This window comes from Pseudomonas sp. FBCC-B1667 (assembly GCF_059133255.1).
In genome coordinates, this window is sequence record NZ_CP101437.1 from 2,677,613 (window position 1) to 2,703,768 (window position 26,156).

Annotated in this window: 24 protein-coding genes and 1 pseudogene; 17 read left to right on the plus strand and 8 right to left on the minus strand. The window is 60.6% G+C overall.

What is annotated here, in order from left to right:
• The first annotated feature begins 2 nt into the window (after window positions 1-2).
• The 3 genes from betA (at window position 3) to NL116_RS12080 (ending at window position 3,062) form a co-directional block, all read left to right on the plus strand.
• Complete coding sequence (gene betA, locus NL116_RS12070) at window positions 3-1,691, plus strand: choline dehydrogenase (RefSeq protein ID WP_494377354.1); 1,689 nt, start codon at window positions 3-5, stop codon at window positions 1,689-1,691.
• 234 nt (window positions 1,692-1,925) lie between these two features.
• Window positions 1,926-2,579 (plus strand): peroxiredoxin, encoded by a 654-nt coding sequence (locus NL116_RS12075; protein WP_494377355.1) that lies wholly within the window; start codon window positions 1,926-1,928, stop codon window positions 2,577-2,579.
• Between the two features lie 24 nt (window positions 2,580-2,603).
• Window positions 2,604-3,062, plus strand: coding sequence for a GNAT family N-acetyltransferase (locus NL116_RS12080; RefSeq protein ID WP_494377356.1), 459 nt, complete (start codon window positions 2,604-2,606; stop codon window positions 3,060-3,062).
• 28 nt (window positions 3,063-3,090) lie between these two features.
• Here the strand turns inward: NL116_RS12080 and NL116_RS12085 are convergent, their stop codons facing one another.
• Entirely contained in the window at window positions 3,091-4,518 is a 1,428-nt protein-coding gene (locus NL116_RS12085) for a M15 family metallopeptidase (RefSeq protein WP_494377357.1), read from the minus strand.
• A gap of 145 nt (window positions 4,519-4,663) precedes the next feature.
• Between NL116_RS12085 and NL116_RS12090 the strand changes: the two genes are divergently transcribed.
• From NL116_RS12090 to NL116_RS12110, 5 genes are all read left to right on the plus strand, one after another.
• Window positions 4,664-5,638, plus strand: coding sequence for an NAD-dependent epimerase (locus NL116_RS12090; protein WP_494377358.1), 975 nt, complete (start codon window positions 4,664-4,666; stop codon window positions 5,636-5,638).
• Between the two features lie 46 nt (window positions 5,639-5,684).
• Window positions 5,685-6,425 (plus strand): glycosyltransferase family 2 protein, encoded by a 741-nt coding sequence (locus NL116_RS12095; RefSeq protein ID WP_494377359.1) that lies wholly within the window; start codon window positions 5,685-5,687, stop codon window positions 6,423-6,425.
• Window positions 6,422-6,700 carry a lipid-A-disaccharide synthase N-terminal domain-containing protein gene (locus tag NL116_RS12100; RefSeq protein ID WP_494377360.1) on the plus strand — a complete coding sequence of 93 codons (279 nt, stop codon included), beginning with the start codon at window positions 6,422-6,424 and terminating at the stop codon, window positions 6,698-6,700. Before NL116_RS12095 ends, NL116_RS12100 begins: the two co-directional genes overlap by 4 nt.
• Before the next feature lie 3 nt (window positions 6,701-6,703).
• A complete protein-coding gene (locus NL116_RS12105) occupies window positions 6,704-8,245 on the plus strand; it encodes an ArnT family glycosyltransferase (RefSeq protein ID WP_494377361.1) in 1,542 nt (513 codons plus the stop codon).
• Window positions 8,246-8,347: 102 nt separating this feature from the next.
• Entirely contained in the window at window positions 8,348-8,677 is a 330-nt protein-coding gene (locus NL116_RS12110; protein ID WP_494378047.1) for a hypothetical protein, read from the plus strand.
• A gap of 67 nt (window positions 8,678-8,744) precedes the next feature.
• On the opposite strand, the gene NL116_RS12115 is transcribed toward NL116_RS12110, so the two are convergent.
• The 5 genes from NL116_RS12115 to NL116_RS12135 form a co-directional block, all read right to left on the minus strand.
• Complete coding sequence (locus NL116_RS12115; RefSeq protein ID WP_494377362.1) at window positions 8,745-9,146, minus strand: heme-binding protein; 402 nt, start codon at window positions 9,144-9,146, stop codon at window positions 8,745-8,747.
• Between the two features lie 21 nt (window positions 9,147-9,167).
• Window positions 9,168-10,385: a glycolate oxidase subunit GlcF gene (gene glcF, locus NL116_RS12120; RefSeq protein WP_494377363.1), complete on the minus strand. Its 1,218-nt coding sequence runs from the start codon at window positions 10,383-10,385 to the stop codon at window positions 9,168-9,170.
• A 3-nt stretch (window positions 10,386-10,388) separates the two neighbouring features.
• Window positions 10,389-11,453, minus strand: a complete 1,065-nt coding sequence (glcE, locus tag NL116_RS12125; protein WP_494377364.1) for a glycolate oxidase subunit GlcE — start codon at window positions 11,451-11,453, stop codon at window positions 10,389-10,391.
• Window positions 11,453-12,952, minus strand: a complete 1,500-nt coding sequence (gene glcD / locus NL116_RS12130; protein ID WP_494377365.1) for a glycolate oxidase subunit GlcD — start codon at window positions 12,950-12,952, stop codon at window positions 11,453-11,455. Before glcD ends, glcE begins: the two co-directional genes overlap by 1 nt.
• Before the next feature lie 121 nt (window positions 12,953-13,073).
• The gene (locus NL116_RS12135) at window positions 13,074-14,834 is read right to left on the minus strand and encodes a caspase family protein (RefSeq protein WP_494377366.1); all 1,761 of its coding nucleotides are present in this window, start codon (window positions 14,832-14,834) and stop codon (window positions 13,074-13,076) included.
• Between the two features lie 561 nt (window positions 14,835-15,395).
• On the opposite strand from NL116_RS12135, the gene NL116_RS12140 reads away from it, so the two are divergent.
• From NL116_RS12140 to NL116_RS12160, 5 genes are all read left to right on the plus strand, one after another.
• Window positions 15,396-17,399, plus strand: a complete 2,004-nt coding sequence (locus NL116_RS12140) for an aminotransferase class I/II-fold pyridoxal phosphate-dependent enzyme (protein ID WP_494377367.1) — start codon at window positions 15,396-15,398, stop codon at window positions 17,397-17,399.
• A gap of 27 nt (window positions 17,400-17,426) precedes the next feature.
• Window positions 17,427-18,209, plus strand: a complete 783-nt coding sequence (locus NL116_RS12145) for a transporter substrate-binding domain-containing protein (protein WP_310265121.1) — start codon at window positions 17,427-17,429, stop codon at window positions 18,207-18,209.
• Between the two features lie 150 nt (window positions 18,210-18,359).
• Window positions 18,360-19,073 carry an ABC transporter permease gene (locus tag NL116_RS12150; protein ID WP_494377368.1) on the plus strand — a complete coding sequence of 238 codons (714 nt, stop codon included), beginning with the start codon at window positions 18,360-18,362 and terminating at the stop codon, window positions 19,071-19,073.
• Window positions 19,074-19,078: 5 nt separating this feature from the next.
• A complete protein-coding gene (locus NL116_RS12155) occupies window positions 19,079-19,777 on the plus strand; it encodes an ABC transporter permease subunit (RefSeq protein ID WP_494378048.1) in 699 nt (232 codons plus the stop codon).
• Entirely contained in the window at window positions 19,777-20,784 is a 1,008-nt protein-coding gene (locus NL116_RS12160; RefSeq protein ID WP_494377369.1) for a DMT family transporter, read from the plus strand. The genes NL116_RS12155 and NL116_RS12160 overlap by 1 nt, the downstream gene beginning before the upstream one ends.
• Here NL116_RS12160 and NL116_RS12165 read toward each other — a convergent pair.
• Window positions 20,740-21,225 (minus strand): annotated as a pseudogene (locus NL116_RS12165) (TetR/AcrR family transcriptional regulator); the annotation flags it as partial. The gene NL116_RS12160 and the pseudogene NL116_RS12165 overlap by 45 nt on opposite strands.
• Window positions 21,226-21,396: 171 nt before the next feature.
• Between NL116_RS12165 and NL116_RS12170 the strand changes: the two are divergent.
• From NL116_RS12170 to NL116_RS12180, 3 genes are all read left to right on the plus strand, one after another.
• On the plus strand, window positions 21,397-22,413 hold the full coding sequence (locus NL116_RS12170) for a M14 family metallopeptidase (protein WP_494377370.1): 1,017 nt from the start codon (window positions 21,397-21,399) through the stop codon (window positions 22,411-22,413).
• 35 nt (window positions 22,414-22,448) lie between these two features.
• Complete coding sequence (locus NL116_RS12175) at window positions 22,449-22,571, plus strand: hypothetical protein (RefSeq protein WP_494377371.1); 123 nt, start codon at window positions 22,449-22,451, stop codon at window positions 22,569-22,571.
• Window positions 22,572-22,638: 67 nt separating this feature from the next.
• On the plus strand, window positions 22,639-23,019 hold the full coding sequence (locus NL116_RS12180) for a RidA family protein (protein WP_494377372.1): 381 nt from the start codon (window positions 22,639-22,641) through the stop codon (window positions 23,017-23,019).
• A gap of 48 nt (window positions 23,020-23,067) precedes the next feature.
• On the opposite strand, the gene NL116_RS12185 is transcribed toward NL116_RS12180, so the two are convergent.
• Complete coding sequence (locus NL116_RS12185) at window positions 23,068-24,780, minus strand: amidase (RefSeq protein ID WP_494377373.1); 1,713 nt, start codon at window positions 24,778-24,780, stop codon at window positions 23,068-23,070.
• Between the two features lie 366 nt (window positions 24,781-25,146).
• Between NL116_RS12185 and NL116_RS12190 the strand changes: the two genes are divergently transcribed.
• Complete coding sequence (locus tag NL116_RS12190; RefSeq protein WP_494377374.1) at window positions 25,147-25,482, plus strand: hypothetical protein; 336 nt, start codon at window positions 25,147-25,149, stop codon at window positions 25,480-25,482.
• The last annotated feature ends 674 nt before the right edge of the window (window positions 25,483-26,156 follow it).

Below are 26,156 nucleotides of genomic sequence, written 5' to 3' on the forward strand. Positions count from 1 at the left end.
CCATGGCTACGCAAAAATACGACTACATCATCATTGGCGCCGGCTCGGCGGGTTGTGTGTTGGCCAACCGCTTGAGTGAAGATCCTGCGACTTCGGTGTTGGTGCTGGAATTCGGGGGCAGCGACCGCAGTGTGGTGATCCAGATGCCGAGCGCGTTCTCGATCCCGATGAACACCAAGAAGTACAACTGGCGCTACGAAACCGAGCCAGAGCCGTTCCTCAACGGGCGACGCATCCATTGCCCGCGTGGCAAGGTGCTGGGCGGTTCTTCGTCGATCAATGGTCTGGTCTACATCCGTGGCCACGCCTACGACTTCGACGAGTGGGAATCCCTCGGTGCCCAAGGCTGGGGCTACCGCAATTGCCTGCCGTACTTCAAACGGGCAGAACATTACGAGGAGGGGGGCGACGGCTATCGCGGCGGCACCGGGCCGCTGCACACCACCAACGGCAATCACATGAAAAACCCGCTGTATGGGGCGTGGGTCGAAGCCGGTGCCGAAGCCGGGTACATCAAGACCGAAGACTGCAACGGCTACATGCAGGAAGGGTTCGGCGCCATGCACATGACCGTGAAAAACGGCGTGCGCTGCTCCACGGCCAACGCCTATTTGCGCCCGGCCATGGGCCGTCCGAACCTGACGGTGATCACCCATGCGATGACCCGCCAGATCCTCCTTGAAGGCAAACGTGCGGTCGGTGTCATGTATGACCACGATGGCCAGACCCACCAGGTTTACTGCCACCGCGAAGTACTGATCTCTTCCGGCCCCATCGGTTCGCCGCACCTGCTGCAACGCTCCGGTATCGGTCCGGCCGAGGTCCTGCGCAAAGCCGGGATCGGCGTGCGCCATGATTTGCCGGGGGTAGGGGAGAACCTGCAGGATCACGCCGAGGTGTACATCCAGTTCGGCTGCAAGGAACCGGTGACCCTCAACAGCAAAATGGACCCGCTGAGCAAACTGATGATCGGTCTGCGCTGGCTGCTGTTCAAGGACGGGCTCGGCGCCACCAACCATTTCGAGGCCGGTGGTTTCATTCGCTCGGACAAGGGCCTGCGCTGGCCTGACATCCAGTTCCACTTCCTGCCCGCCGCCATGCGATATGACGGCAACAAACCGATCAAGGGCCACGGCTTCATGGTGCTCACCGGTCCGAACAAACCCAAGAGCCGCGGCTATGTGCGCGCCCGCTCGGCAGACCCGTACGAGCATCCGCAGATCCAGTTCAATTACTTGCAACGGGAAGAGGATCGCGAAGGCTTTCGCCGCTGCATCCGCCTGACCCGGGAGATCATCGGCCAGAAAGCGATGGACCGTTTCCGCGACGGCGAAATCGCCCCCGGCCCGCTGGTGAATACCGATGAAGAGCTCGACGCCTTTGTGCGTGACAACCTCGAGAGTACCTACCACCCTTGCGGTTCGTGCCGCATGGGCGAGGACGACCTGGCGGTGGTGGATTCCGAGTTGCGTGTACATGGCATCGCCGGGTTGCGCGTGATCGACTCGTCGGTGTTCCCGACCGAACCGAATGGCAACCTCAACGCACCGACCATCATGCTCGCCGAGCGGGCCAGCGATCTGGTGCGCGGGCGCAACATGCTGCCGGCCTCTGATGCACCGGTCGGGCTGGTGCAGGATTGGGAAACCAGCCAGCGCTCGACGCTGCCGGGACGCAACGTCCGGGTTTGAGGGCGTCGGGTGTGGTTCAGAAACAGCCAGATCGACGGTGTGGCGGTCTGGCTGTGTTGTCATGTTTTGAAATTCAATGGCTTAAAGATCGGGGCCAGCGGTAACGCCCTTGTTTTGCCGCGTCTCCTATACTGACCCGCGTTGGCAGGTTCAACACTGATCCTGAATGCCGTTGGGAAAGGTTCCCGCGATTCTGACGGTTTTCCCTGAGACCCAAAAATAAGGAGAACACACATGGCAATCCGCATTGGCGACGAGGCACCGGATTTTACCGTCGAGAGCACCGAAGGCACGCTGCATTTCCACGAATGGATTGGCGACAAGTGGGCCATCCTGTTTTCGCACCCCAAGGACTTCACCCCAGTGTGTACCACCGAACTGGGCTACATGGCCGGGCTCAAACCTGAGTTCGACAAGCGCAACACCAAGATCGTCGGCCTCAGCGTCGACCCGGTCAGCAATCATGCAAGCTGGGCCAAGGACATCGAGGAAACCCAGGGGCACGCGGTCAACTACCCGATGATTGGTGATGAAAACCTGGTGGTGGCGAAGCTCTACGACATGATCCACCCGAATGCCAGCGGCGGCACCCGCACCGCCGCCGACAACGCCACCGTACGTTCGGTGTTCATCATTGGTCCGGACAAAAAAGTCAAAGCCATGCTCATCTACCCGATGAGTGCCGGGCGCAACTTCGATGAAGTGCTGCGCCTGCTCGATGCCCTGCAACTGAATGCCAAGCACACCGTTGCCACACCGGTGAACTGGCGTCCGGGCGAAGACGTGATCATCCCGACATCGGTGTCCGATGAAGATGCGCGGAAAAAGTACCCGGACGGCTTCAAAACCATCAAGCCGTACTTGCGCACTGTGGCGCAGCCGAAGTAATCCGGCCTTCGAGGGTCCCCAAAAATGGACGTAAAAGCCCTGCGCGTCGACACCAGCCATCTCGACAAGGTGGCGCGCCTTTTCGACGCCTACTGTGGCTTTTACGGCCAGCCCTCGAATTTGACCCGGTCCCGGGATTTCATCGCCGAACGCATCGCCCGGGACGAATCGGTGATTTTCCTCGCCGAAGACGCCGCGGGCCACGCGTTGGGCTTCGTTCAGTTGTACCCGACGTTTTCCTCCATCGACGCCCACCGCACCTGGTTGCTCAGCGACCTGTTCACCACCCCCGAGGCCCGTGGGCTCGGGGTGGGGACGTTGCTGATGAACACCGCCCGCGCCTTTGCGGTGTTGAGTGGCGCCAAAGGCATGGTGCTGGAAACCGCCACCGACAATGTGGGTGCACAGCGGTTGTATGAGGCGTTGGGGTATGTGCGTGATGGGGGGTATTACACGTATTGCCTTGATTTGAAGGAGGGTTGAAAAGGGCGCTGGTCATACATCACCCCCATCAGCGCGTCGGCAACTTCCACTCCTCACGAAACTGTTGGTATTGCGCCTCCGGCATCTGCACCAGCAATGGCGATTCGCGAGGATCGAGCCATTTGAGCAACGCAGCCATAGCCCCCTGATCCATGGCCGTACAGCCCGCCGTCGGCGAAGCGGGGCCGCGCCAGATGTGGAAGAAAATGCACGAGCCCGAAGTCGCCGTCGCCGGAGTGTTGTGCTCGATGAAAATGCCTTGGCGATAACCCTCTTCGTTGCGCATGTGTTCCGAACTGTTCCAGTCTGTAGCCATCGCTGCGCCATCGACCAGTTCGTTGTAGTGGCTGGATTGGCTGTCATCCACGCATTCGGTGGTCGGTGTCAGCGCGAGGTAAGGCAGGTGGGTGTCGGCCGTGGTGTCGAAACCAAACGCCGTGCCCAGTTTGAAGATTCCCGCGGGTGCTTTTCCGTCGCCTTCGCGTTTGACCGGGCCTTCAACATCACCCAGGCTGCTCACGCCTTTGCCCCAGCCCATGCCGTTTTTGCCGACCACGACGGGAAAGGCTTCGCCGTACTGTCGAAAGGTTGCCCCGTCACGTTCATACCGCTGCGCGGTGCCTTGAATGTCATCCCAGTTTTTGCTGGTGACGACAATCAACTGACCACTGCTGCCGATAGTGTCGCTGGCGCTCATCGGTGTAATCGGGAAATCCATTACGTCCTTCGGCGCGCCCTCGCCACTGAATGTGAAATGCCACCATTCCTTTGAATACCCGACAAACCCTTCTTTCTCCATGGCACTGCTCAACCGTTGACGGTTGTCCTTGGCGGTGGCGTTGATCGTCGGGTTGGCGGTATGCGCGCGCTCGTCGAAGCAATCGAAACCGGTGCCCATGTCCAGGGCGCCATCGTGCCAGCGCTGGTCATAGGGCGCAGTGCAATCGACTTGCGTCGCTGTGGGTGTCCAGGTGTCAGCGGGCAGCGCATTGGGGCTGATCAGCGTCAGGTCCACGGTTGATCCCTTGGAGTGTCCCGACACCCGCGCCACATAGCCCAGGCGCCAGAAGTCCGGTTTGTCCACGCGTGGATAGAACTCGGCCTTGCGCGGGTCACCCGGTTCTGTCGCGAAGCGGCCCATGTCGGCGACGGCGCGGCTGGGTCGATAGCAGTCGAACACTTTCAAACCGTAGCCTTGGGTGTGCAGTGCCGCCTGGACCCGGGCGAGGGCCTTGGCGGTGTCGACGGACAACAGGCATTCGGCCGCGTCATAACCGTAGAGCCGGCGCCCGGTGAAATTGTGGGCGCTGGCGTAGCGAATGTCCTGTTCGATGCTTGGGTCGATGGCGCGCAAATACACCATGTTCCCAGGCGTGGGTTCGGCACTGGCCATGCCGCAAATGACAAGGCTTATCAGTACCGCTAAAACGCGATTCCGTACGCTTGTCGCCTTCATACAAGTTAAATAAATATGTAACAAGATTTCACCATTGCACAGGCAGGGTAACGGGGCGGCGTTTCAACGATGTCACGGGCCTCAAGGTTTTATCAATGGTGCCGGACATGAAGTTGAATCGGGCTTCGAATAATAATGAGGTGCTATGACTGTTCTGGTTACCGGCGCTGCCGGTTTTATTGGTTATCACACGGTTAAACGGCTGTGCCAGCAAGGTCTTGATGTCGTCGGTATCGATAACCTCAACGACTACTACAGCGTAGAGCTCAAACAGGCACGGCTCAATGAGTTGGAGTCGTTGCCGGGTTTCTGCTTCCAGCGAATGGATATTGTTGATAAAGCGGCCCTTATGGGGCTGTTTCAGGCGCATCGATTCACCGAGGTCGTGCATCTGGCCGCTCAGGCCGGCGTTCGCTATTCGCTGGACAACCCCGATGTCTACGCGCAATCGAACCTGGTGGGGTTCGTGAATGTGCTGGAAGCCTGCCGGCACCATCGCCCGAAGCATTTGATCTACGCGTCGAGCAGCTCGGTGTATGGCACCAACAGCAAAATGCCGTTCAGTGTCGAAGACGCCGTCGAGCATCCGGTTTCGTTGTATGCCGCCAGCAAGCGCGCCAATGAACTGCTCGCGCACAGCTATTGCCATCTCTACGGGATTCGCGCCAGTGGCCTGCGGTTTTTCACCGTTTACGGGCCCTGGGGTCGGCCGGACATGGCGCTGTTCAAGTTCACCCGAGCGATGCTCAACGACCAACCGATCGACATCTATAACCACGGCGAGATGGCGAGGGACTTCACCTACATCGATGACATCGTCGAAAGCATTGTTCGCCTGCGGCCCAAACCGCCCATAGCGGACAGTGCCGGCGAAGGCGCCAATCGGATTTTCAACATCGGACGGGGCGAACCCGTGCCGTTGCTGGCGTTCGTCGAGTGCCTGGAAAACGTGCTGGGCATCAAGGCGCGGCGCAACTATTTGCCGCTGCAAGCGGGCGATGTGGTCAAGACCTGGGCCGATGTGTCGGCGCTGGCGGATTGGGTCGAGTTCTGCCCGCATGTGGCGGTCGAGACCGGTGTGGCGGAGTTTGTGAAGTGGTATCGGCACTTTTATCAGTGATGAAGCGTTCACCCTTGAGACCAACCATTAGCGGAGGGAGAACCCTATGAGCCAAGACATCTTCGTATCGGTACTGATTCCGGCGAAAAACGAAACCCATAACCTGAAACCCTTGATTGAGGAAATCCGTGTGGCGTTGGCGGATGAAGCATATGAAATCATCGTCGTCGACGATGGCAGCACCGATGCCACCCTGCATGAGCTGCAACAGATCAAAAACAGCGGTTTGAGCACGCTGCGCATTTTGTGCCATGAGCGTTCGCTGGGGCAAAGCACCTCGCTTTACCATGCCGCGCTCGCCGCGCGCGGGCAGTGGCTGGCGACGCTCGACGGTGACGGCCAGAACGACCCGGCGGACATCCCCGGCATGTTGCAACTGGTGCGGGGCGGTCATGGTCCGGTCGACGTTCAACTGGTGGCCGGTCATCGCGTCAACCGCCGCGACACCGCCAGCAAACGCTGGGCCTCGCGCTTTGCCAACGGGCTGCGCCGGCGCATGCTCAACGATGCCACGCCTGACACCGGTTGCGGGCTGAAGCTGATCGAGCGGGCGGCGTTCCTGCGCTTGCCATACTTCGACCATATGCACCGGTTCCTGCCGGCGCTGATCCAGCGTCACAACGGCCGCATGATCGTCCACCCGGTCAACCATCGCCCGCGTACCGCCGGGGTGTCCAAGTACGGCAACCTCGACCGGGCACTGGTGGGTATTCTTGATCTGTTCGGGGTCTGGTGGCTGATCAAACGCACGCGCCTGAACACCAAGGCGCAGGAGATCGAAGGATGAACCTCTCCCGTGAAGCCCTGTGGCTGGCGGTCGGTTTCATTGGCCAGATCGCCTTCACTGGCCGCTTTGTCCTGCAATGGTTGTACAGCGAATACCAGAAACGCAGCGTGATCCCGACGAGTTTCTGGTACTTGAGCATTGTCGGCAGCACGCTGCTGCTCGCGTACGCCATTTACCGCCAGGACCCGGTGTTCATCGCCGGTCAGGCATTTGGTTCGATTGTTTACCTGCGCAATTTGCAACTGATTGCCAAAAACACCGCCGCAAAGGAATGAGTCATGCGTAGAACGCTATCGCCCGGCGTCGAATGCCTGGGCTTGATGCTGCTGGCGCTGCTGCTGATTGGCGCAGGGTTGGGGCTGCGTCAGCCGCAGAATGTCGACGAGGAACGATTCCTCGGCGTTGCCCTGGAGATGCTGCACAACGGCGCGTGGCTGATTCCGCACCGGGCGGCAGAGATTTACGGCGACAAGCCGCCGATTTTCATGTGGACCGTGGCGCTTTTCAGCTGGCTGACCTCAAAGCCTGCGATTGCTCTTTATATCCCCGGCTTGTTGTCAGGCATGACCGTCACGGCGGTGGTCTACGATTTGGGCCGACGCCTGTGGAGTCAGCGCATCGGCCGGATCGCGGCCCTGTTGTACCTGGCCACCTATCAAACCTACAGCATCTTGCAGACCGGCCAGATCGACAGCTTTTTGGTGCTGTTCACCTCGGTCGGCCTGTACGGCTTGGCGCGTCACCTGCTGCTCGGCCCGGCATGGCGCTGGTTTTATATTGGCTGCGCGGCCATGGGCGTGGGCGTTATCACCAAGGGGGTCGGGTTTGTTCCGGCGCTGATGTTGATTCCGTATGCCTATGCGGTGCGCAAAGACTGGCCCGGCGTGGTGGCGATGCCGGGCGAGGCGCGCAAGTGGTGGCTGGGACTGGCGGTGATGTTGGGCGCCACGGCGATCTGGTTGCTGCCCCTGGCCTTGTCCATCGTGCTCAACGGCGGCGCAGATGAAATCGCCTATGCCAAGGAAATATTGCTGCGTCAGACCGCAGGGCGGTATGCCGCGGCCTGGGACCATCGCGAGCCGTTCTGGTATTTCTTCGTTTACGTGATCCCTCAATACTGGCTGCCGCTGGTGCTGGCGTTGCCGTGGCTGGTCCCCGCGTGGCGTCGGCAGTTACAAAAACACGACGGTCGGGTGCTGGTGCTGCTCGGTTGGGTATTGTTGGTGGTGCTGTTTTTCTGCATCAGCAGCGGCAAACGCAAGTTGTACATCTACCCGGCGCTGCCAGGGTTGGTGTTGGTGGCCGCACCTTTGATTCCCTGGCTGCTCAAACGCTGGTTCAGCCAGCGTCCGCGCGGTCGACAGGTGTTCCAGGCGGTGGCTGTGATCTGGTTTGCGTTGTGGTTTGCCCGTGGTTTCATCGAGCCGATCAGGGACGGCGCCAACCCACATAACGCGATCATGGCGCAAGCCGCGACCATGACCGGCGGCGCAGAGCTGGTGCTGGTCGACTGGCGTGAAGGGCACTGGTTGTACGCCCGGCAGCCGATTGTGCATTTCGGCATGGCCGGCTCTTCGGTCGAGCAAGCGGCACAATGGCTGCGCGACCATCCCAAGGCTTACGCGCTGGTTCCCGATGAGGAACTGGAGAAGTGTTTCAATCGCCAGACCGCCCGTGAGTTGGGCGAAACCTCGCGTGCCCAGTGGTCGATTGTGGGGGCCGATGCGGATAACGGTCAGTGCCATCCTTTACCACCGGCCAACGTCTATCACTTCACCTGGAATGAGCGGGTCAATGAGTTGAAGGCGGCGCTGCGCTGATCCCGATAACGGTTTCGGTGCGAATAAGGCAAATTGCTGGCCCCGCTGGCACAAAACAGCCGCCAAAATCACTTTATTTTCAGGTGGTTAGGCGGAATGCAATTGCGCAATGTAGCGATCACGATGATCTCGTTTGCCCTGGCAAGCATGGCCGGTGCGGCCCAGGCCAGGGAGTTGGTGGCCAATGACAGGTACATGTGCGACTGGGGTGCCGGGACGGCCGCCAGGGCCCAGGAGCTCAAGTTATCCGGGGTGTCACTGTATGCCGCTCGCAAGAAGGTCCAGACCTACAAATTCAACAAACCGTGGATGCACATGATGGCCATGGGCATTACAGAGCAGACCTACGACAGTCCGTCGCGGTTCAAACCGGCTGCGGTGCGGCAGAGTTTTTATGAAGAGTGCATTCGGTACAAGTTGGCGCGCAAGTAACCGAGCACGAACGCACTTTGTAGCAGCTGGTTACGCCAGCTGCTACAGGGGTTGTGCTGTTTGCGGATTACTTGAGGCACTGCGCCCCGGCCCTGGCCACTTGTGCATCCTGTTCGGCCTTGACGCCGGACACGCCCACCGCGCCGATCACCTGCCCGTCGAAAACAATCGGCACGCCACCTTCAAGCGACGTGAGCATCGGCGCCGATAAAAACGCGAAGCGTCCGCCGTTGACCATGTCTTCATACCCCTTCGACTCACGCCGGCCCAAGGCCGAGGTGCGGGCTTTTTCGGTGGCGATATAGGCGCTGCTGGCCGCGCAACCGTCGAGGCGTTCCAGCGCCAGGGGATGGCCACCGTCGTCGACAATCACAATGGTCACGGCCCATTGATTGTTCTGGGCTTCGGTGCGGGCGGCGGTGAGGATCTGGCTGACTTCGGCCTGACTCAGAACGGCTTTACGCTTCATGGCGATGGCTCCAAAGGGTGATCAGGGCAGGGCGGCTTCCACCAGTTCAATCCAGTGCCGGACCGGGGTTCGACCCGCGCCGTCGAGGTGGGACTGACAGCCGATATTGGCAGTGACGATGACTTCGGGATGCCCGTTCTCCAACGCGTTGAGCTTGTTGTCGCGCAATTGCCGGGACAGTTCCGGTTGAGTCAGCGAATAGGTGCCCGCCGAGCCGCAGCACAGGTGGCTGTCGGTCACGGGCGTGAGGTTGAAACCCAGGCGCGTCAGTAGCGCTTCCACCGCACCGCCGAGCTTTTGCGCGTGCTGCAAGGTGCAGGGGCAATGGAACGCCAGGCGCTGGTTGCCGTGGATGCCGAGTGTTTCCAGGGGTTCGTCACGCAGCACTTCGACCAGGTCCCTGGCCAGCGCACTGACCTTTTTCGCCTTGTCGGCATAGGCCGTATCGCTGCGCAGCAAGTGGCCATAGTCCTGGATGAACGCACCGCATCCACTGGCGGTTTGCACGATGGCTTCAGCGCCGTTTTCAATCGCCGGCCACCACGCATCGATGTTGTGCCGTGCGCGATCAAGGCCGGCGGCCTGGGCGTCGAGGTGATAATCGACGGCACCGCAGCACCCGGCTTCGCGGCTCGGCAGGACGCTGATGCCCAGTCGATCCAGCACCCGTGCAGTGGCGGCATTAGTGTTGGGCGACAACCCCGGTTGCACGCAACCTTCCAGTATCAGCACCTGCCTCGCGTGGCGCACCGTCGGACGCGGTTTGGCCGGGTACACACGGCGCGGCAACTTGGCTTTCAAGGTGTTCGGTAACAAGGCCCGAAACACTTGACCGCTGCTGACCAACACTTTGAACAACCCCGGATTGGGTACCACGCGGCGCAACCCTTCGCGCAACAAGCGCTGTTCGGGTGGGCGCGGCACGGCGGCGTCCACCACGGCGCGACCGATGTCGAGCAAGTTGTGGTAATCGACGCCAGAGGGGCAGGTGGTTTCGCAGTTGCGGCACGACAGGCAACGGTCCAGATGCTGCTGGGTTTTTTGCGTGACTTCGTTGCCTTCCAGCACTTGCTTGATCAGGTAGATGCGACCTCTCGGGCCGTCCAGTTCATCGCCCAGCAGTTGATAGGTCGGGCAGGTGGCATTGCAGAAACCGCAATGCACGCAGGTGCGCAGAATGCTTTCGGCTTCTTCGGCGCGGGGCAGTTGGCGGGCCTGTTCACTGAGGGTGGTTTGCATGGCTCAACACTCCGCGTACAGGCGACCGGGGTTGAAAATGCCCCGTGGATCAAGTTGCTGTTTCAGGCGCTGGTGGTAGCGCATCAGTGCAGCAGGCAATGGTTGGAAAGGGCTGTCGATCAGACCGTGGCTATAACAGGTCACATGCCCGCCAACTTCGCCGACGATCTTGCGAATGAACGCCGCCTGCGCCTCGGATTTGAACCAGCGTTGTGCGCCGCCCCAATCGATCAGTTGAGCGCCGGGCAAGGACAGGCGGGGTGTGTTGTGGGGTAGGGACAACCGCCAAAGGGGCTGGTCCTCATCAAAGAAACTCAGGCGATGTTCGTTGAGGTCCGTCCAATAGGTGACATCCAGCAACACGCCGCCCAATCGATCATGGGCCGCCGCCACCGAGCCTTCGCCGCCCTCAAGCCGCAGGTGCAGGCGTTGCCCGTCGTGGCATGCGGCGCTGATCGGCAAGGGCTGCTGGCCCCATTCCGCAAGGCGCAGCAGGGCGCGGTCGCTGTCCATTTCCAGGCTGATGCTCAGGCACTGCCGCGGTTTTGGCAGGACCTTGAGCGACACTTCAGTCACCACTCCCAGCGCTCCGTAACTGCCGACCATCAAGCGCGACAGGTCGTAACCGGCGACGTTCTTCATGACTTCGCCACCGAAGCGTAAATGCGTGCCATGCCCGGTGATCACCCGCGTGCCGAGGACAAAGTCCCTGACCGAGCCCGACCACGGGCGCCGTGGCCCCGACAAGCCGCAGGCAATCATGCCGCCGACGGTGGCGCCTTCGCCGAAGGACGGCGGTTCGCACGGCAGCATCTGCTGTGCGTCGTCCAATACCTCGGCCAGTTCTGACAACGGTGTGCCGCAGCGGACGGTGATCACCAGTTCGGTCGGGTCATAGCTGATGATGCCCCGGTGCGTGCGCGTGTCGAGCACTTCACCGGCGACGATGCGTCCCAGGAACGCCTTGCTGTTGGAACCCTGGATGCGCAACGGCGTGGCATTTTCCAGTGCTTGGTTGACTTGCTCCAGCAGCGCGGCGCTGTCATCCATGTCGGATTCGCTGCGCATCAGAAACGCTCCAGATCAGGGAAGGGCAGTTGACCCAAATGCACGTGCAACGCGCCAAATTCAGCGCAGCGGTGCAGGGTCGGAATGTTCTTGCCGGGGTTGAGCAGGCCGCCTGGATCGAAGGCAGCTTTGACCGCATGGAACAGGGTCAGCTCATCGCTGTTGAACTGCGCGCACATCTGATTGATCTTCTCGCGACCCACACCGTGTTCACCGGTAATGCTGCCGCCGACCTTCACGCACAGCTCGAGGATCTTGCCGCCCAGGGTTTCGGCGCGATCGAGCTCGCCGGGCTGGTTGGCGTCGAACAGAATCAACGGGTGCATGTTGCCGTCGCCAGCGTGGAACACATTGGCCACGCGCAGGCCATATTCATCCGAGAGTGCCGCGATAGCCCGCAATACACCGGGCAGCTCGCGGCGCGGGATCGTCCCGTCCATGCAGTAGTAATCCGGCGACAGGCGTCCCACGGCCGGAAAGGCATTTTTGCGCCCGGCCCAGAAGCGCACGCGCTCGGCTTCATCGCGAGCCTGGCGGACTTCGGAGGCGCCGGCCTGTTCCAGTACCTGGCGTACGCGGTCGCAATCATCGTGAACGTCGGCTTCAACGCCATCGAGTTCACAGAGCAAAATGGCTTCGGCGTCGACGGGGTAGCCGGCGTGGATAAAATCTTCGGCGGCGCGAATCGCCAGGTTGTCCATCATCTCCAGGCCGCCGGGGATGATGCCGGCGGCAATAATGTCACCCACCGCGCGGCCAGCCTTTTCCACGGAATCGAAGGCGGCCAGCAGCACTTTCGCGGTCTGCGGTTTGGGCAGCAGTTTGACCGTTATTTCAGTGATCACCCCGAGCATCCCTTCGGAACCGGTGAACAAGGCCAGCAGGTCGAAGCCGGGTGAGTCGAGGGCATCGGAGCCCAGCGTCAAGTGTTCGCCTTCGACGGTCAGGATGTCGACCTTGAGCAGGTTGTGCACGGTCAAGCCGTACTTGAGGCAATGCACGCCGCCGGCGTTTTCGGCGACGTTGCCGCCAATGGAGCAGGCAATCTGCGAGGACGGATCCGGCGCGTAATACAAGCCAAACGGCGCAGATGCCTGGGAAATCGCCAGGTTGCGCACCCCCGGCTGAACCCGCGCAGTGCGGGCGGCGGGGTCAATGTGCAGGATGTTGTTGAAACGCGCCATCACCAGCAATACGCCTTTTTCCAACGGCAATGCACCACCGGACAAACCCGTGCCGGCGCCACGGGCAACCACCGGAACGTGCCGCTCGTGGCAGACTTCAAGGATGCACTGGACTTCGTCGAGGTGGCGGGGCAGCACCACCAATAGCGGCGTCGTGCGATACGCGGAGAGCCCGTCGCATTCATACGGTCTGAGCTCTTCTTGCTGATGCAGGATTTCCAGCTCCGGCAAGCGCGCTCGTAGCGTCTGGAGCAGGGCGGCTTTGTCGACGTCGGGCAAAACACCGTCGACGCGTTCATCGTAAAGAATGTTCATAGCCTGATCGCGACCCTCGGTTGTTTTTATTGGAGGTCAGGTTTCGATGATAGGTCCCTCGCCAACGTTAGCTCAGTTGCGCGCTAGAGCCGATTTGATTTTCAGCGTGGCGGTTGATGGTTTATGGAACGACGTTGCCGAGTAGAACCTTCGGTCCGACAATGGCCGGCTTCTGGTCATAACCCAGCTCGGTCAGGAGCCTGCCCGTGGCGCGGACCAAGGCATTGAATGTCGGACGCTTTTTGGATGAGCGCAAGGTCTGGGCGAGCGCGTAGGTGAACGCACCGTACGAAATCACGCCGTGACGGTACTCATACGACAGTTGGGATTCGCCGCAGGCGTACATGAGGATCGGCAGAAAAGGGCCCTCGTGCTGGTAAGCGATGCGACGTCTGTTGTAGAGCTTGTCGTCGTTCCCGCGCACCGCGATGGCCTGGCCGACCCGGCGGATACCGTCGCGATTGCTCACGGTGCTGGCGGCTTCGGCCTTCTGTGCATTCTTGCGTGCCTGTTTCACCCAATCGCGCTCGACCCACATCTGCAAACTGGCCTCCCAGCGCAGTGCGCGATGGCGGATATCGTCCGGTGGCGTCAACCCTCGGGCACGCCGCGCGCCTTCACGGGTCATGCCGCCCGAATGGCAGCAGTCGAAGATGGTAATAAATTGCGTGTCGTACGGCAGCTGGATGTACAGGTCGCGAAAGTCGTTGTCGACGATGGCGTGTTCCGGCGTCCAGTCGAAATCCCAGGGGCACAAGCATTCATCGATGCGATCGGCCTCGCCTGCGGCATTGGTAGTGGGAATCTGCGCACCATGACCTGAGTAGAAGAGCACCCGACGATCACCTGCCTGGGCATCGTCGAGCAACCAGTGGAGGCGATCGCGAATGCCGGCAGTGGTAGCGCGGTCATCGAGTACCACGCGAATGTCATCCGGCGAGAAGTTGGACTCTTGCAGCACTGAACTCATCAGGAACACGTCGTTGACGCAGCCTTCGAGCCGGTCCGAAGGATTGGGGTAGTCATTGATCCCGATCAGCAATGCCTTGTCCCGCGAACGACGTGCGGTTCGTGCCTTTGGCACCGCCAGACCGATTGATTTGTCGACAGCGAGCAACCGTTTGTCGAAACCTCTCGCGAGGCCGACCTGCAACAAGGGTCCCCAGACATTAGAGCGGGTTTCGACGTGACCGAGGTAGTACGTCGCATCGTGATTGAGCGCGTCGCCCGGTTTGTCGAACGGCGTCATGACCTGGGTGAAGTTGGCGTCGCGCAGGTACAGCGGTGCGGTAAACACATGGTCGTGTTCGTTGTAGAGGTGGTACCACTTGTTCGCCGTCCCGATGCCTTCGATGCGTCCGCCGAACGTTTCGCGAACTGCGGGGTTGGCAATCTGCGAACCGAACGTGATCAGCACGCGCTTGTTCATCAGCGACGGATCTCGACGGAACGTGTCATAGGCGACCAGTGTTCCGAGGCTATGTGCGCAGACGATATCCGGTTGTGAGTCGTTGATTTTGCGGGTGAGGTCGTTACGCAACGTGGTTCGCAGCGCCTCGTCCGCAGTCCATTGGGCAACCATGCCGGCCGTCCAGCGCAGGCGGTCGGGAAACTGCCCGATGCCGCGATCGCGCCGGAACAGATCACCCGCTGAATGGATAACGGCGCTGGTCAGAAGGCGCAGGGTCGCTTCGGCAATTTCCGATGCGCCCAGACCGCTGGACGCAAAGCGTGCGTCATACTCGAAATAGTCCAGCTCGATCACCGCGTTCGGCGCCACGCTCAGCACCGCCGTGGTGATCGACCGTTTCCAGGCGTGCTCGAAACTCTCATCCGCTTCTTCATGGCCAATGCCATGCACGCACAGAATCTTGATCTTCATGTTCATTTCCTTGAAGTGATGTCTGTCGGATTAATAGAGAACCCATGCCTGTTGGTACGTTGAATTAAGCCTATTCGATAAACACAATCTGACCGGGCTTTTTTATGATTAATCGAAATGAGGAAGTTGTTTTTAAGTGAGCGCTGAGTTGTACGTATGCGGGCGAAAGCCAAGGATTTCGGGCGATCAGGTAGGTACGGAGTACTGTTGTTTTTGAGGGCGTGCTGACGATTGAAGTATTAAATTTTATAAGTGTCTTGTTGATGTTACAGGTGCAGGGTGATTTATCCAGTGTGCAAGGCTTGGCTAAATAAGACTGAATCGAAAGTTGTGCGCGTTTATAGAACTTCCGTGGCTGGACGTTCTGTCTGAGTACTCATTCAAGCGCAACTGTCCCCCCGCTGAAAACGCCTCGACTGTCGTGAAAACGACCTGTTTACGCTGAACGCGAACCTACGCGACTTTTCTGTTGAACGACTGTTCAGCTTCGACTATGTTGATGACCACCTCCCCGGCGGGTAGCGCGGGCTGGCGTTTCTTCAATTCGAACGAGGCACTGGCATGCGGTTTTCACCTTTTGTTGAGCGGATTTCAGGCGACGGTGTGGCTGCCTGGGATATTCACAATGCAGCCTTTGAAGCCCAGCGCCGTGGTGAGGATGTAATCATTCTCAGCGTCGGTGACCCGGATTTCCCCACGCCCGATTTCATCACTGATGTCGCCATCGAAGCGTTACGCGAGGGCGACACCCACTACACCGAAATCGCTGGCCGCCAGGCCTTGCGCGAAGCCATCGCCAATCGCTACAGCTCCTTGTTCGGTCGTGAGGTGCACGCGTCGAACGTGATCGTCGCGGCCGGGGCGCAGAACGCACTGTTCATCACCTCGATGTGCCTGCTCAACACGGGTGATGAAGTGATAGCGCTGGACCCGATGTACGTGACGTACGAGGCGACGCTCAAGGCTTCCGGCGCAGCATTGGTGCGGGTGCCGTGCTCGGCGGACTCGGGTTTCAGGCTTGATGCCGCCGTGTTGGCCAAGGCCATCACCCCGCGCACCCGGGCGATTTTCTTCTCTAACCCAAACAACCCCACCGGCGTGGTGCTCAACGGCGAAGAGTTGCAAGCCATCGCCGACCTCGCCATCGAACATGACCTGTGGGTGGTGGTCGACGAAGTCTACGAAAGCCTGACCTTCGAACGCGAACACCTGAGCCTGGCGTCGTTGCCGGGCATGGCCGAGCGTTGCGTGGTGATCGGCAGTCTGTCGAAATCCCATGCCATGACCGGCTGGCGGATCGGCTGGATCGTCGCCAGCGAAGCCTTGATCGCCCACGCGCAAACCCTGGTGCTGAGCATGCTCTATGGCTTGCCGGGGTTTGTCATGGAAGCGGCGCTTAAAGCGGTGCAGGCCCACGAAGACGTGACCCATGGCATGCGCGATATCTATCGCCGTCGGCGTGATCGGGTGGTCGCGAGTCTGTCGGGTTGCCCAGGCATTTCAGTGCTCAACCCCGATGCCGGCATGTTCGTGTTGATGGACGTGCGCGACACCGGGCTGACTTCGTTGGAATTTGCCTGGCGGCTGTTGCGCGAGGCGCGCGTGTCGGTCCTCGACGCGGCGGCGTTTGGCGAGCCGGCGCAAGGTTTTGTGCGGCTTTCATTCACCCTGGGTGAAGAGCGACTGGTCCAGGCTTGTCAGCGTATTCGCGATTTTGTCTTGCTGCTGAAGGGTGAGGCGCCACGACCGGTGATCAGCCGCGTTACCTGTGAGGCCACCGTTGCACCGGTCACGACCAAGACCATGATCGAAGTCGATGACCTGCACAAACGCTTCGGTAATATCGAAGTGCTCAAGGGTGTCTCGCTGACAGCCCGCGAAGGCGATGTGATCTCCCTGATCGGCGCCAGCGGTTCCGGCAAAAGTACCTTGCTGCGCTGCATCAACATGCTCGAAGTGCCGGACCAGGGACGCATTCTGGTGGACGGCGAAAGCATCAAGCTCAACCACGACCGTCCCGGCGCGCCGCTGGTGTCCGACGCCAAACAGCTGGTGCGGATCCGCTCGAGCCTGGGCATGGTGTTCCAGAACTTCAACCTCTGGCCCCATCGCACGGTGCTGGAAAACCTCATCGAAGCGCCGACCCAGGTCCTGCGTGAAAGCCGTGCCGAAGCCACTGAACGGGCTGAAGCATTGCTGGAACGTGTCGGGCTTGCGGCCAAGCGCAACGAGTACCCGGCGTTTCTCTCCGGGGGACAGCAACAACGGGTGGCCATCGCCCGGGCCCTGGCCATGCGGCCCAAGGTCATGCTGTTCGATGAACCCACCTCGGCACTCGACCCGGAACTGGTCGGCGAAGTGCTGCGGGTGATCCGCTCCCTCGCGGAAGAAGGCCGGACCATGATCCTGGTGACCCATGAGATGGCTTTTGCCCGCGATGTCTCGTCCAAAGTCGCCTACCTGCACCAAGGGCTGATCGAGGAAACCGGTTCGCCGGATGACGTGTTCGTACACCCACGCAGTGAACGTTGCCGACAGTTCGTCAACGCACATCAGACTCGCTAAAACACCATAAAAAGACGGGGAACAATCATGGGAAATCGACGTTTGGCAAACTGGTTTACCGGCGCGGCCTGCTTGTTGCTGGCGGGCATGAGCGCGGCGCAGGCGCAACCGATCAGGTTCGCGGTCGCGGCCGAACCCTATCCGCCGTACACCGAGAAGCAGGCCAACGGTGAATGGAAGGGCTTTGAGGTCGACCTGATCCACAAACTGTGCAGCGAGATGAAAGCCGAGTGCGAGATCAAGGAAGTGGCGTGGGATGGCATCATTCCTTCGCTGCTGGCGAAGAAGATCGACGTGATTTTTTCCTCGATGTCGGTCACTGAAGAACGGGAAAAACAGATCGCCTTCAGCAAGGCTTACTACGACTCGGTGATCGCGATTGTCGGGCCGAAGGACGCGTCGGTTAAGAAGTACCCGGATGATCTCAAGGGCAAGACCATTGGCGTGCAGAATTCCACGGTGAGCGCCAGCTACCTGAAGACCTACTACTCAAACATTGCCGACGTGAAGTACTACGACACCCAGGACTCGGCCAACGCCGACCTGATTGCCGGTCGTATCGACCTGATGATGGCGGACGGCACGGCCATGGCGGCCTTCGTCCAGACCCCGGATGCAAAGGACCTGGCTTACCTCGGCGCAGTGCCCTACGACCCGATCTTCGGCAAAGGCGTGGGCGCCGGTCTGCGCAAGGACGACACCGAGCTCAAGGCCAAACTCGACACGGCGATCAAGACTTTGCTGGCGAGCAAGGACTATGACGACCTCTCCCAACATTACTTCGGCACCAGCGTGAAACCGGCGTTCTGACCGCACCCAAAACCCCTGTGGGAGCGGGCTTGCTCGCGAATGCGGTCAGACATTCAGCAATGATGTTGACTGACACACCGCCTTCGCGAGCAAGCCCGCTCCCACATTGGATCGCAGTAGGCCGTTGATGTGCGCTAACTGGAGAGTGAAATGCCGGCAATGTTCGATTTGATCAATTTCAGCGAACAGGGATGGGGCGGTGCGCTGTTGAAAGGGCTCTGGATGACCCTGCAGATTTCCGTCGGGGCGTTTGTGCTCGGGCTCCTGATCGGGCTGGTCGTGGCCTGCCTCAAGCTGGGTGCGCCGAAACCGATCGCGGCACTGATGCGCAGCTACACCACCTTGTTCCGCGCGGTGCCGGAGTTGTTGCTGATCCTGCTGCTGTACTACGTCGGTTCGATGCTCCTCAATTCGCTGATGGCGCAATTGGGCTATGACGCGGTAAATGTCAGCGGTCCGCTGGCGGCGATTGTGGTGCTGGGGCTGGTGCAGGGCGCATACGCTTCAGAGATTTTTCGGGCGGCGATCCAGGCCATTCCGTTCGGTCAGATCGAGGCAGGCAAGGCGTTCGGCTTGAGCGGCTTTGGCCTTTTCCGGCGGGTCACGCTGCCGATCATGGCGCCTTACGCCATGGCCGGGATGGCCAACCTGTGGATCAACCTGATCAAGGACAGCGCATTGATCAGCGTGGTCGGCACCAACGAGCTGCTGTACACCGCCAAGCAAGGCGCGGGTTCGACGCGTCACTACCTGTTGTTCTACCTCACCGCCGCGGCGATGTATTACGCGGTGACGCTGGTGTCCAATTATCTGTCGGGACGGCTTGAGCGACGCATCCGTCGCTGGATGCCTTTGGCTGAGTGAATAAAATGATTCCAGCGTGGATAGTTGAATACGCGGCGCTGTTGGGCCGGGGCTTGCAAACGACCATCACCATCCTGTTGATCTCCAGCGTGTTCGGTTATGCGCTTGCGGTGCTGGTGGCGCTGGCACGAATCTCGAAAAACAAAGTGATCGCCAAGGTCAGCCTGTTTTACACCAGCGTGACCCGTGGTACGCCGTTGCTGATCCAGATCTACATCTTCTATTACGGCCTCGGCAGCCTGTTTGCGCAGTTCCCGTTGATTCGCGGCAGCTTCCTCTGGCCGTACCTGCGCGACGGCTACTGGTACATCGTGTTTGCGCTGGTGGTGTCGGTGGGCGCCTATGTCGGCGAAGTGATTCGCGGTGGACTGCTGGCGGTGCCCAAAGGAGAAATGGAAGCGGCGTCGGCGTTTGGCATGACCCCGCGCCAGTCGTTGCTGCGGGTGCGTTTGCCCAGAGCGTTGCGTCTGCTGTTGCCGACGCTGGCCGGGGAGACTGTGATGCTGCTGAAGTCCACCGCACTGGCCTCGACCATTGCGATTATCGACCTGCTGGGCGCCGCCAACGTGGTGCGGGCGCAAACCCTGCAGGTGTATGAACCGTTGCTGTTGGTGGCCGGCGTGTATGTGTGCCTGACGTTCATGATCGAGGCGCTGTTTGCCCTTGCCGAACGGCGCGGGACGCCTGTGCGCAGGTCGGTGTAATGAGCACGCCAAGGATGGTCGACCGATCGTTGCAAGGCATTGGCCTGTGCACCTTGGGTTATACGTTCCTGGCCCTGCAGGACGCCGCCATCAAGTGGCTGGTGGCGGATTATTCGGTGGTCAGCATCCTGTTCTGGCGCGCCCTTGTGGTGGTGCTGGCCTGCCTGCTGGCAGGGCGTTTGCGGTTGATCCAGCGCGCCTGGCGCTCGCCAAGCCGACGCTTGCTGGTGGTGCGTGGATTGTTATCGATAGTCGCCTGGGTGCTGTATTACACGGCGGCCCGGGACCTGACCCTGGCGGAGATGACCACGCTGTATTTCTCCGCACCGATCATGGTCACGGTGCTGGCGGCGGTGATTCTCAAAGAGCGTGCCAGCGGCTGGCAGTGGTTCAGCCTGATCATCGGTTTTGTCGGCGTGATCATCGCCTGCCGCCCGGGCAACCTGGTCGATCCGGTGCCGGTGGTGCTGACATTGTTGGCGGCGATGTGCTGGGCCTTCACCTACATCCAGTTGCGCCAGGTGGATGAGCAGACGTCCGTGCTGGAACAAATGCTGATCACCAACGTGGTGTTCGTCATGTGCATGGCCGTGGCGTTGCCCTGGACCTACACCCCGGCGCCGACCCCGGCCTGGCTGGGGATGCTCGGCGCCGGGCTGGTCGGCGGTATCGGTCAGTTTCTGTTGTTCGCCAGTTTTCAGCGGGCCACCGCCACCTTGCTCGCGCCCTTTGAATACACCGGGCTGATTTGGGCGTTCCTGCTGTCGAGCCTGATCTGGGGCACGCTGATGGATGTGTCGCTGATGGTCGGTGCCGGGCTGATCGCGGTCAGTGGCACCCTGGCGATGATCTTCGGGCGTCACCCTTCACAGGACGTCGTCGGTGCTGAATGCTCCGTGTCGCAACCCCTTTATCCAGCAGCGACAGATGTGGAGGCCGTTGGCGGGGCTGAAGGTTTCGGGGTTCAGGCACCACTCGATCCAGAGACCGTCGAGCATCGCCGATAAACCAATGGCGGCCAGTCGCGTGTCGTGGATCACGAAGCCTTCGCTGGCCGCCATGTCATCCAGCAGTTGGCGGAGCAGGTCGAGGTAGGCTCGATAGCTTTTTTCGTGGGACTGGCTGACGTGTTCGGAGTGCCGGATCAGGCTCCAGAACACCACCCAGACCCCGAGCAATTGCGGGTCCATGACCCGAGGCGAGAACGACCCGGTGAGGAACGCGTCCATCTTCTGCGCGGGCGTGCCGGCTTGCTGGATTTCCTGGCGCAGGGCGGTGGTCAGCTCGCTGGCGATCTTTTGGTAGGTGTCGGCAATCAACGCATCAATGCTGCCGAAATGGTGATTGAGCAACCCCACGGACACCCCGGCCTCGGTGGCAATCCGGCGCACGGAAATACCGGCGTGACCGTCGCGCACCAGGCAGCGCAGGGTGGCGGCCACGAGCATTTCGCGACGTTCGTCAGGCTCGGCGCGGCGGTTTTTCGTGGAGGGGATTGTCACAAGGAATCCTTGGGTGTGTTGCCTGGTTGGCGAGCTTAGTTGAACGTGCGTTCAATCTCCAGTTCAGCCTTGGCAATGTGTCGGTTTTTAACGTTCGTGACGCAGGAGGACAAGCAGATGGCGCAGGATGTTTCGTTCAGTGTTCGCAACAATAACGGTGACGCGGTGCAGGTCAGCGCATGGCGCTTCGACGGCAATGGCAGCGGGCCGACCGTGCACCTCCAGGCCGGGGTGCATGCCGATGAAATCGCCGGGATGCTGGTGCTGCACCTGTTGATGCACAAGCTTGAGGTCGCCCAGGCCCACGGCCGGCTAAACGGCAGCGTGACGGTGGTGCCGCAAGCCAATCCGCTGGGGATCGGGCAGTTTCGCCAGGGCCGCATTCTTGGCCGCTTTCATGATGCCACCGGGCATAACTTCAATCGCGGGTTCGACCAATCGGCCGCCATGGCCCAACCCTCGACCAACGTCCAGGAATGGCAAAAGAAACTGGTGCAACTCGCGGCGCCGGCAGACGTGATGCTCGACCTTCACACCGATGACGAAGCATTGCCCTACCTCTACGTTCACCGCCGTTTCTGGCCCCGTGGCCGTGAACTGGCCGCCGCGATGAAAATGGACGTGGCGATCATCTGGGAGGACGGCGGCGATGGCTCTTTCGAAGAAACCATCATCGCGCCGTGGCTGCGCGACGGCGTCACCGACCAGCGCATGGCGGCGACGCTGGAACTGCGCGGGCAGGGCGACGTCAGCGACCGGATTGCCGAGCAGGACGCCGAAGGGTTGTACGTTTGGCTGTGCGGCTGCGGGGTCGTCAATGAAGCGCAGGCAGCCATTGACTGGCCCGTCGAAGCCATGGAAATGGGGCACATGGAAACCATTCTGGCGCCGCAGCCCGGCGTGTTGATCTTTGAAAAAGAGCTGGGGGATTTTGTCGAAGAGGGGCAGCGCTTTGCACGGATTCTGCGGCGACCGGGCGATCCATCGTCCGAGGTGGTGTTGGTGGCCGAGCAAGCAGGGCGGATGGTCACGCGCTATCGGGACAGGCTGGTTTCGCAAGGCATGGTGGTGGCGAAATTCACCGGCAGCCGGGTTTCGTGCAACTGGAGCGGCGGGTTGCTGGACCCGAACTAGGCATCGCTTTCGTTTATAAAGCGGTGGTGGTTGACGTGGCGGCACTGAAGGCCAATCCGAACCTGCCGGGTGGTTTTACGGTGAAGGGGCTGGTGTACGACGTGACGACCGGGCTGATCGAAACGGTGGTTCCTTCAGGGTTGCTGCGCCCCGAGTAAATGAGATAGATGTAAACTGCGCGCCTGATACGCAACAGCCCCTTTTCACCTCAAGCGCGAGATCCTCATGGCTAACCAAGACATCACGTTCATCCCTGATCCAGACCAGGACTCCATCTCCTCCGACGTTGCCGGTTTTGGTGGGCTGATGGTCTCCACGCAAATCCCTACCCGCGCCGACGGCAGTCTGGAACTGGGTGGCATCATTGAGCAGAGCGAATGCACGCTGCGAGCGCTCAAGTCAGCATTGGAAGGTGCCGGCAGTTCGATGGATCGGGTGTTGCACCTGACGATTTACCTCACCGACATGGCTGATCGCGCCGCGTTCAACGAGGTCTACAAGCGTTTCTTTGCCAAGCCGTGGCCGGTTCGCGCCGCTGTGGGCGTGGCCGCATTGGCGGTCGAAGGCATGCGTGTAGAAGTCACTGCGATGGCCGCGAAAGCCTGAATCGTTGAGCGGGATTGGGGCTTGCACAGCCCCGATCCCGGTTGACGTTTACGGCTGGGGAAGCAGCGGCGGGGTACGCGGCGGGATCAAGCGTTTCGACCCGGTGGCTTCAAACGCCGACGCCAGGCGCAGCAGTAACGAATCGTCGTAGGCGCGACCGGCGAACGTCAGCCCGACAGGCATGCCGATGTCCGGCATCACGCCCATCGGCACCGTGACCGTCGGAACGCCGAGGTGGCGGATGGCAAGGTTGCCATTGGCGACCCAAACGCCATTGCTCCACGCAATGTCCGCAGACGCAGGATCGACATCGGCATTCGCCGGGCCAACGTCAGCAACCGTCGGGAACAGCACCGCATCAAGTCCCAGGCGATCCATCCATTCCTCAAGATCGATACGCCGCGTGTGTTCAAGCCCGCGCAAGCCATCAGGCACGGTGGTTATCTCGTTCCACGGCGTGATGCCGCGTTCGGCCATCCGCACATATTCGTCCATGCCAGCCGCCAGATCGCCCTCGCGGTTGGGCAGCGTGCCGGGGTCGTGGGGGAAAATCAGCGGCCCGTCGACGTCAACCAGGCGATTCAGTTTGGGATCGCCATTGGCCTGAAGGAAATCATCGAACGCCCAGGCCGTCAGGTCCCACAATTCGTGGTGCAGGAACGCCTTGGAGACGATGCCGCGATTGAACACGGTCGGTGCCCCCGGGCGGTCGCCTTCGCAGTTTGAGACCAGCGGAAAATCGACGTCGACGACTTCGGCGCCGGCGCCTTCGAGGGCCTTGCGAGCCGCTTCCCAAAGACCGATCACCGAGGCGCGGGTGTTGATGCGCTGGCCGGTCGGCCCGCCGATACCCGGTGACTCGCTGGTGCCTGCTTCAAAATCTTTGTTGATGTACATGCGTGGCACGCCGAAACGCTTGCCGGCGAGGGCGTGCGGTTGCGCGGCCAGTTCATGGTAGGAGGCAGGACGCACCGAGGTGACACTCGGAATCGGCACCCAGGGTTGCATCCGCCACAGATCGCCACGGGTGTCCGGGTCTTCGGCCACGACAATATCGAGCACCTCTAGCAGGTCCGCCATGGTCCGGGCGAACGGTACGACCACGTCCATGGTCGGCGTCAGCGGCCAGTTGCCGCGCACCGAAATCACCCCGCGCGAGGGCGTGTAGGCGCACAAGCCATTGTTCGACGCCGGGCCGCGCCCACTCGACCAGGTTTCTTCCGCAAGGCCAAACGCGGCGAAACTGGCAGCGGTTGCGGTGCCGGCCCCGTTCGACGAACCCGAAGCGAAAGGCGCGGTGAGGTAGTCCGCGTTGTAGGGGCTCTCGGCACGACCATAGACCCCGCGTTGCATACCGCCGTTGGCCATGGGCGGCATGTTGGTCTTGCCCAGGCAGATGGCGCCGGCTCCGCGCAGGCGTTCGATGGTGAACGCATCGCGACAGGCAATCAGATGGGCGAAGGCCGGGCTTCCGGAGGCGGCGGTCAGCCCCTTTACCAGATAACTGTCCTTGGCCGTGTAGGGGATGCCGTCGAGCGGGCCCAGCGTTTCACCTTTGGCCCGACGGGCATCGGAGGCTTGCGCTTCGTTGATTGCGTCGGGGTTGCGCACCACGACCGCGTTAAGGGCAGTCGCAGTGTCGGCGCCGTCGTAGGCATCGATCCTGGCGAGATAAGCCTGCACCAACTCGACCGCCGTGGTCTGGCCGGATTCAAGCGCAGCACGCAGTTGTGCGATGGAAACCTCAGTGACTTCAATCATGCTGTGACCGCCGGCGGCTGATGGGAGACGTGGAATTGAGGGGCATCACTTACCTGAAAATGGGTGTTCATATCGATTCTCGTTGCACTGCATGACGCGGGGCAGGGGCTGGACGGTGACCTGAGCGCTGCATTTTGGCATTAAGCCGGTGGCAGAGGAAACGCTGTCGATGGTTCGCGCTGGATGTGGGCGTGTCGTGAAAAACAACCTCTCGCCGGCGGCGGATCGGCGTAAACCGGCCAAGTGATCGAAAATCAGCCTAACAACAGCGCAATTTTTGCCAGTGCTACCAATTGGCCATCACCTCCATTAGAGTGTGCGCCGCCCGAGTGACGGATCTCGGGCACTTTCTCATGGAGTTGTTCAGTGAAGTACCTCAGTAAAGTAGTTGCCGTTGCTCTCTTCGGTCTGGTTTTGGCGGGTTGCACCGGCGCCCCGATGAATACTCAGCACTATGACGCCAGTCAATACACTGTCATCGGTCACAGCGAAGCAACCGCCACCGGCCTGTTGCTGTTCGGTGTCATCCCGATCCGGCAGAACAGCCGTTTTGTTCGCGCGCAAGACGCGGCGATCAAAGCCAAGGGCGGCGATGCGATGATCAACACCCAGGTGCAGGAAAACTGGTTCTGGGCCTGGGTCCTGACCGGTTACACCACCAAGATCTCCGGCGATGTGGTCAAGCTGAAAAACGTTCAGTAAGTGCGGAGCCTTGTTGTTTGGCGGTGATGCGTTGACGTGAAAAAGCCCGGTTCATCCGTAATGCTGTTCACTTTAGATTGAGGGGTTGCAGGGGCAATTCTGGTGTGTATCCGTTTTTTTAAGTGATGGCTTCTGGCGGTTCCGCCCTTACGGCGGGTCACTTTTGAAAGCGCGCAAAAGTAACCAAAAGGCTCTTGCCCCACCACTCGGTGCCTCGCTCAGGCTCGGCATGCCCTCCCTCCGGCATGGCTCCGTGGGTCGCCGCGCTGGGCCATCCCCTGGCCCAGCGCGGCATCGTGGTTTAACGGGGCGCCAGGATCAAAGGCAACGCGAGGCGGCTTGAGAGCCGACCTGACTTCCGTAGAACCCCCAATCCCCTGAAGCAAACTGGCTCGCGGGGCAAGAGCCCTTGGTTACTTGGGGCTTTTCCAAGTGACCCGCCGTATGGGCGGAACCATTAGTGGCCATTACCGGAACAATGGACATACCCCCAGTCATTTCCTGAATTCAAAACCATTGCTTAAGTGAGCAGCAGTAGCTGCAGGCGCACTCCTACAGGGGCACCGACGTTCAACGACTTATCTGATCGAAAGTTCCGTTGACCGATGATTTGGCCCAATTGACCGGCGACCCCCCCACCCCTCGCGATACAACAGTCTCGACCGAACTGGTCA

What these genes read in the sequence shown, in the direction of transcription:
- betA (WP_494377354.1), top strand. Translation starts at nt 3, where the DNA reads ATGGCTACGCAAAAATACGACTACATCATCATTGGCGCCGGCTCGGCG.
- NL116_RS12170 (WP_494377370.1), top strand. Translation starts at nt 21,397, where the DNA reads ATGGCGCAGGATGTTTCGTTCAGTGTTCGCAACAATAACGGTGACGCG.
- NL116_RS12095 (WP_494377359.1), top strand. Translation starts at nt 5,685, where the DNA reads ATGAGCCAAGACATCTTCGTATCGGTACTGATTCCGGCGAAAAACGAA.
- NL116_RS12135 (WP_494377366.1), bottom strand. Translation starts at nt 14,834, where the DNA reads ATGAAGATCAAGATTCTGTGCGTGCATGGCATTGGCCATGAAGAAGCG.
- glcE (WP_494377364.1), bottom strand. Translation starts at nt 11,453, where the DNA reads ATGCGCAGCGAATCCGACATGGATGACAGCGCCGCGCTGCTGGAGCAA.
- NL116_RS12150 (WP_494377368.1), top strand. Translation starts at nt 18,360, where the DNA reads ATGCCGGCAATGTTCGATTTGATCAATTTCAGCGAACAGGGATGGGGC.
- glcF (WP_494377363.1), bottom strand. Translation starts at nt 10,385, where the DNA reads ATGCAAACCACCCTCAGTGAACAGGCCCGCCAACTGCCCCGCGCCGAA.
- NL116_RS12105 (WP_494377361.1), top strand. Translation starts at nt 6,704, where the DNA reads ATGCGTAGAACGCTATCGCCCGGCGTCGAATGCCTGGGCTTGATGCTG.
- NL116_RS12160 (WP_494377369.1), top strand. Translation starts at nt 19,777, where the DNA reads ATGAGCACGCCAAGGATGGTCGACCGATCGTTGCAAGGCATTGGCCTG.
- NL116_RS12180 (WP_494377372.1), top strand. Translation starts at nt 22,639, where the DNA reads ATGGCTAACCAAGACATCACGTTCATCCCTGATCCAGACCAGGACTCC.
- NL116_RS12155 (WP_494378048.1), top strand. Translation starts at nt 19,079, where the DNA reads ATGATTCCAGCGTGGATAGTTGAATACGCGGCGCTGTTGGGCCGGGGC.
- NL116_RS12145 (WP_310265121.1), top strand. Translation starts at nt 17,427, where the DNA reads ATGGGAAATCGACGTTTGGCAAACTGGTTTACCGGCGCGGCCTGCTTG.
- NL116_RS12185 (WP_494377373.1), bottom strand. Translation starts at nt 24,780, where the DNA reads ATGATTGAAGTCACTGAGGTTTCCATCGCACAACTGCGTGCTGCGCTT.
- NL116_RS12100 (WP_494377360.1), top strand. Translation starts at nt 6,422, where the DNA reads ATGAACCTCTCCCGTGAAGCCCTGTGGCTGGCGGTCGGTTTCATTGGC.
- NL116_RS12090 (WP_494377358.1), top strand. Translation starts at nt 4,664, where the DNA reads ATGACTGTTCTGGTTACCGGCGCTGCCGGTTTTATTGGTTATCACACG.
- NL116_RS12140 (WP_494377367.1), top strand. Translation starts at nt 15,396, where the DNA reads ATGCGGTTTTCACCTTTTGTTGAGCGGATTTCAGGCGACGGTGTGGCT.
- NL116_RS12115 (WP_494377362.1), bottom strand. Translation starts at nt 9,146, where the DNA reads ATGAAGCGTAAAGCCGTTCTGAGTCAGGCCGAAGTCAGCCAGATCCTC.
- NL116_RS12085 (WP_494377357.1), bottom strand. Translation starts at nt 4,518, where the DNA reads ATGAAGGCGACAAGCGTACGGAATCGCGTTTTAGCGGTACTGATAAGC.
- NL116_RS12075 (WP_494377355.1), top strand. Translation starts at nt 1,926, where the DNA reads ATGGCAATCCGCATTGGCGACGAGGCACCGGATTTTACCGTCGAGAGC.
- NL116_RS12080 (WP_494377356.1), top strand. Translation starts at nt 2,604, where the DNA reads ATGGACGTAAAAGCCCTGCGCGTCGACACCAGCCATCTCGACAAGGTG.
- glcD (WP_494377365.1), bottom strand. Translation starts at nt 12,952, where the DNA reads ATGAACATTCTTTACGATGAACGCGTCGACGGTGTTTTGCCCGACGTC.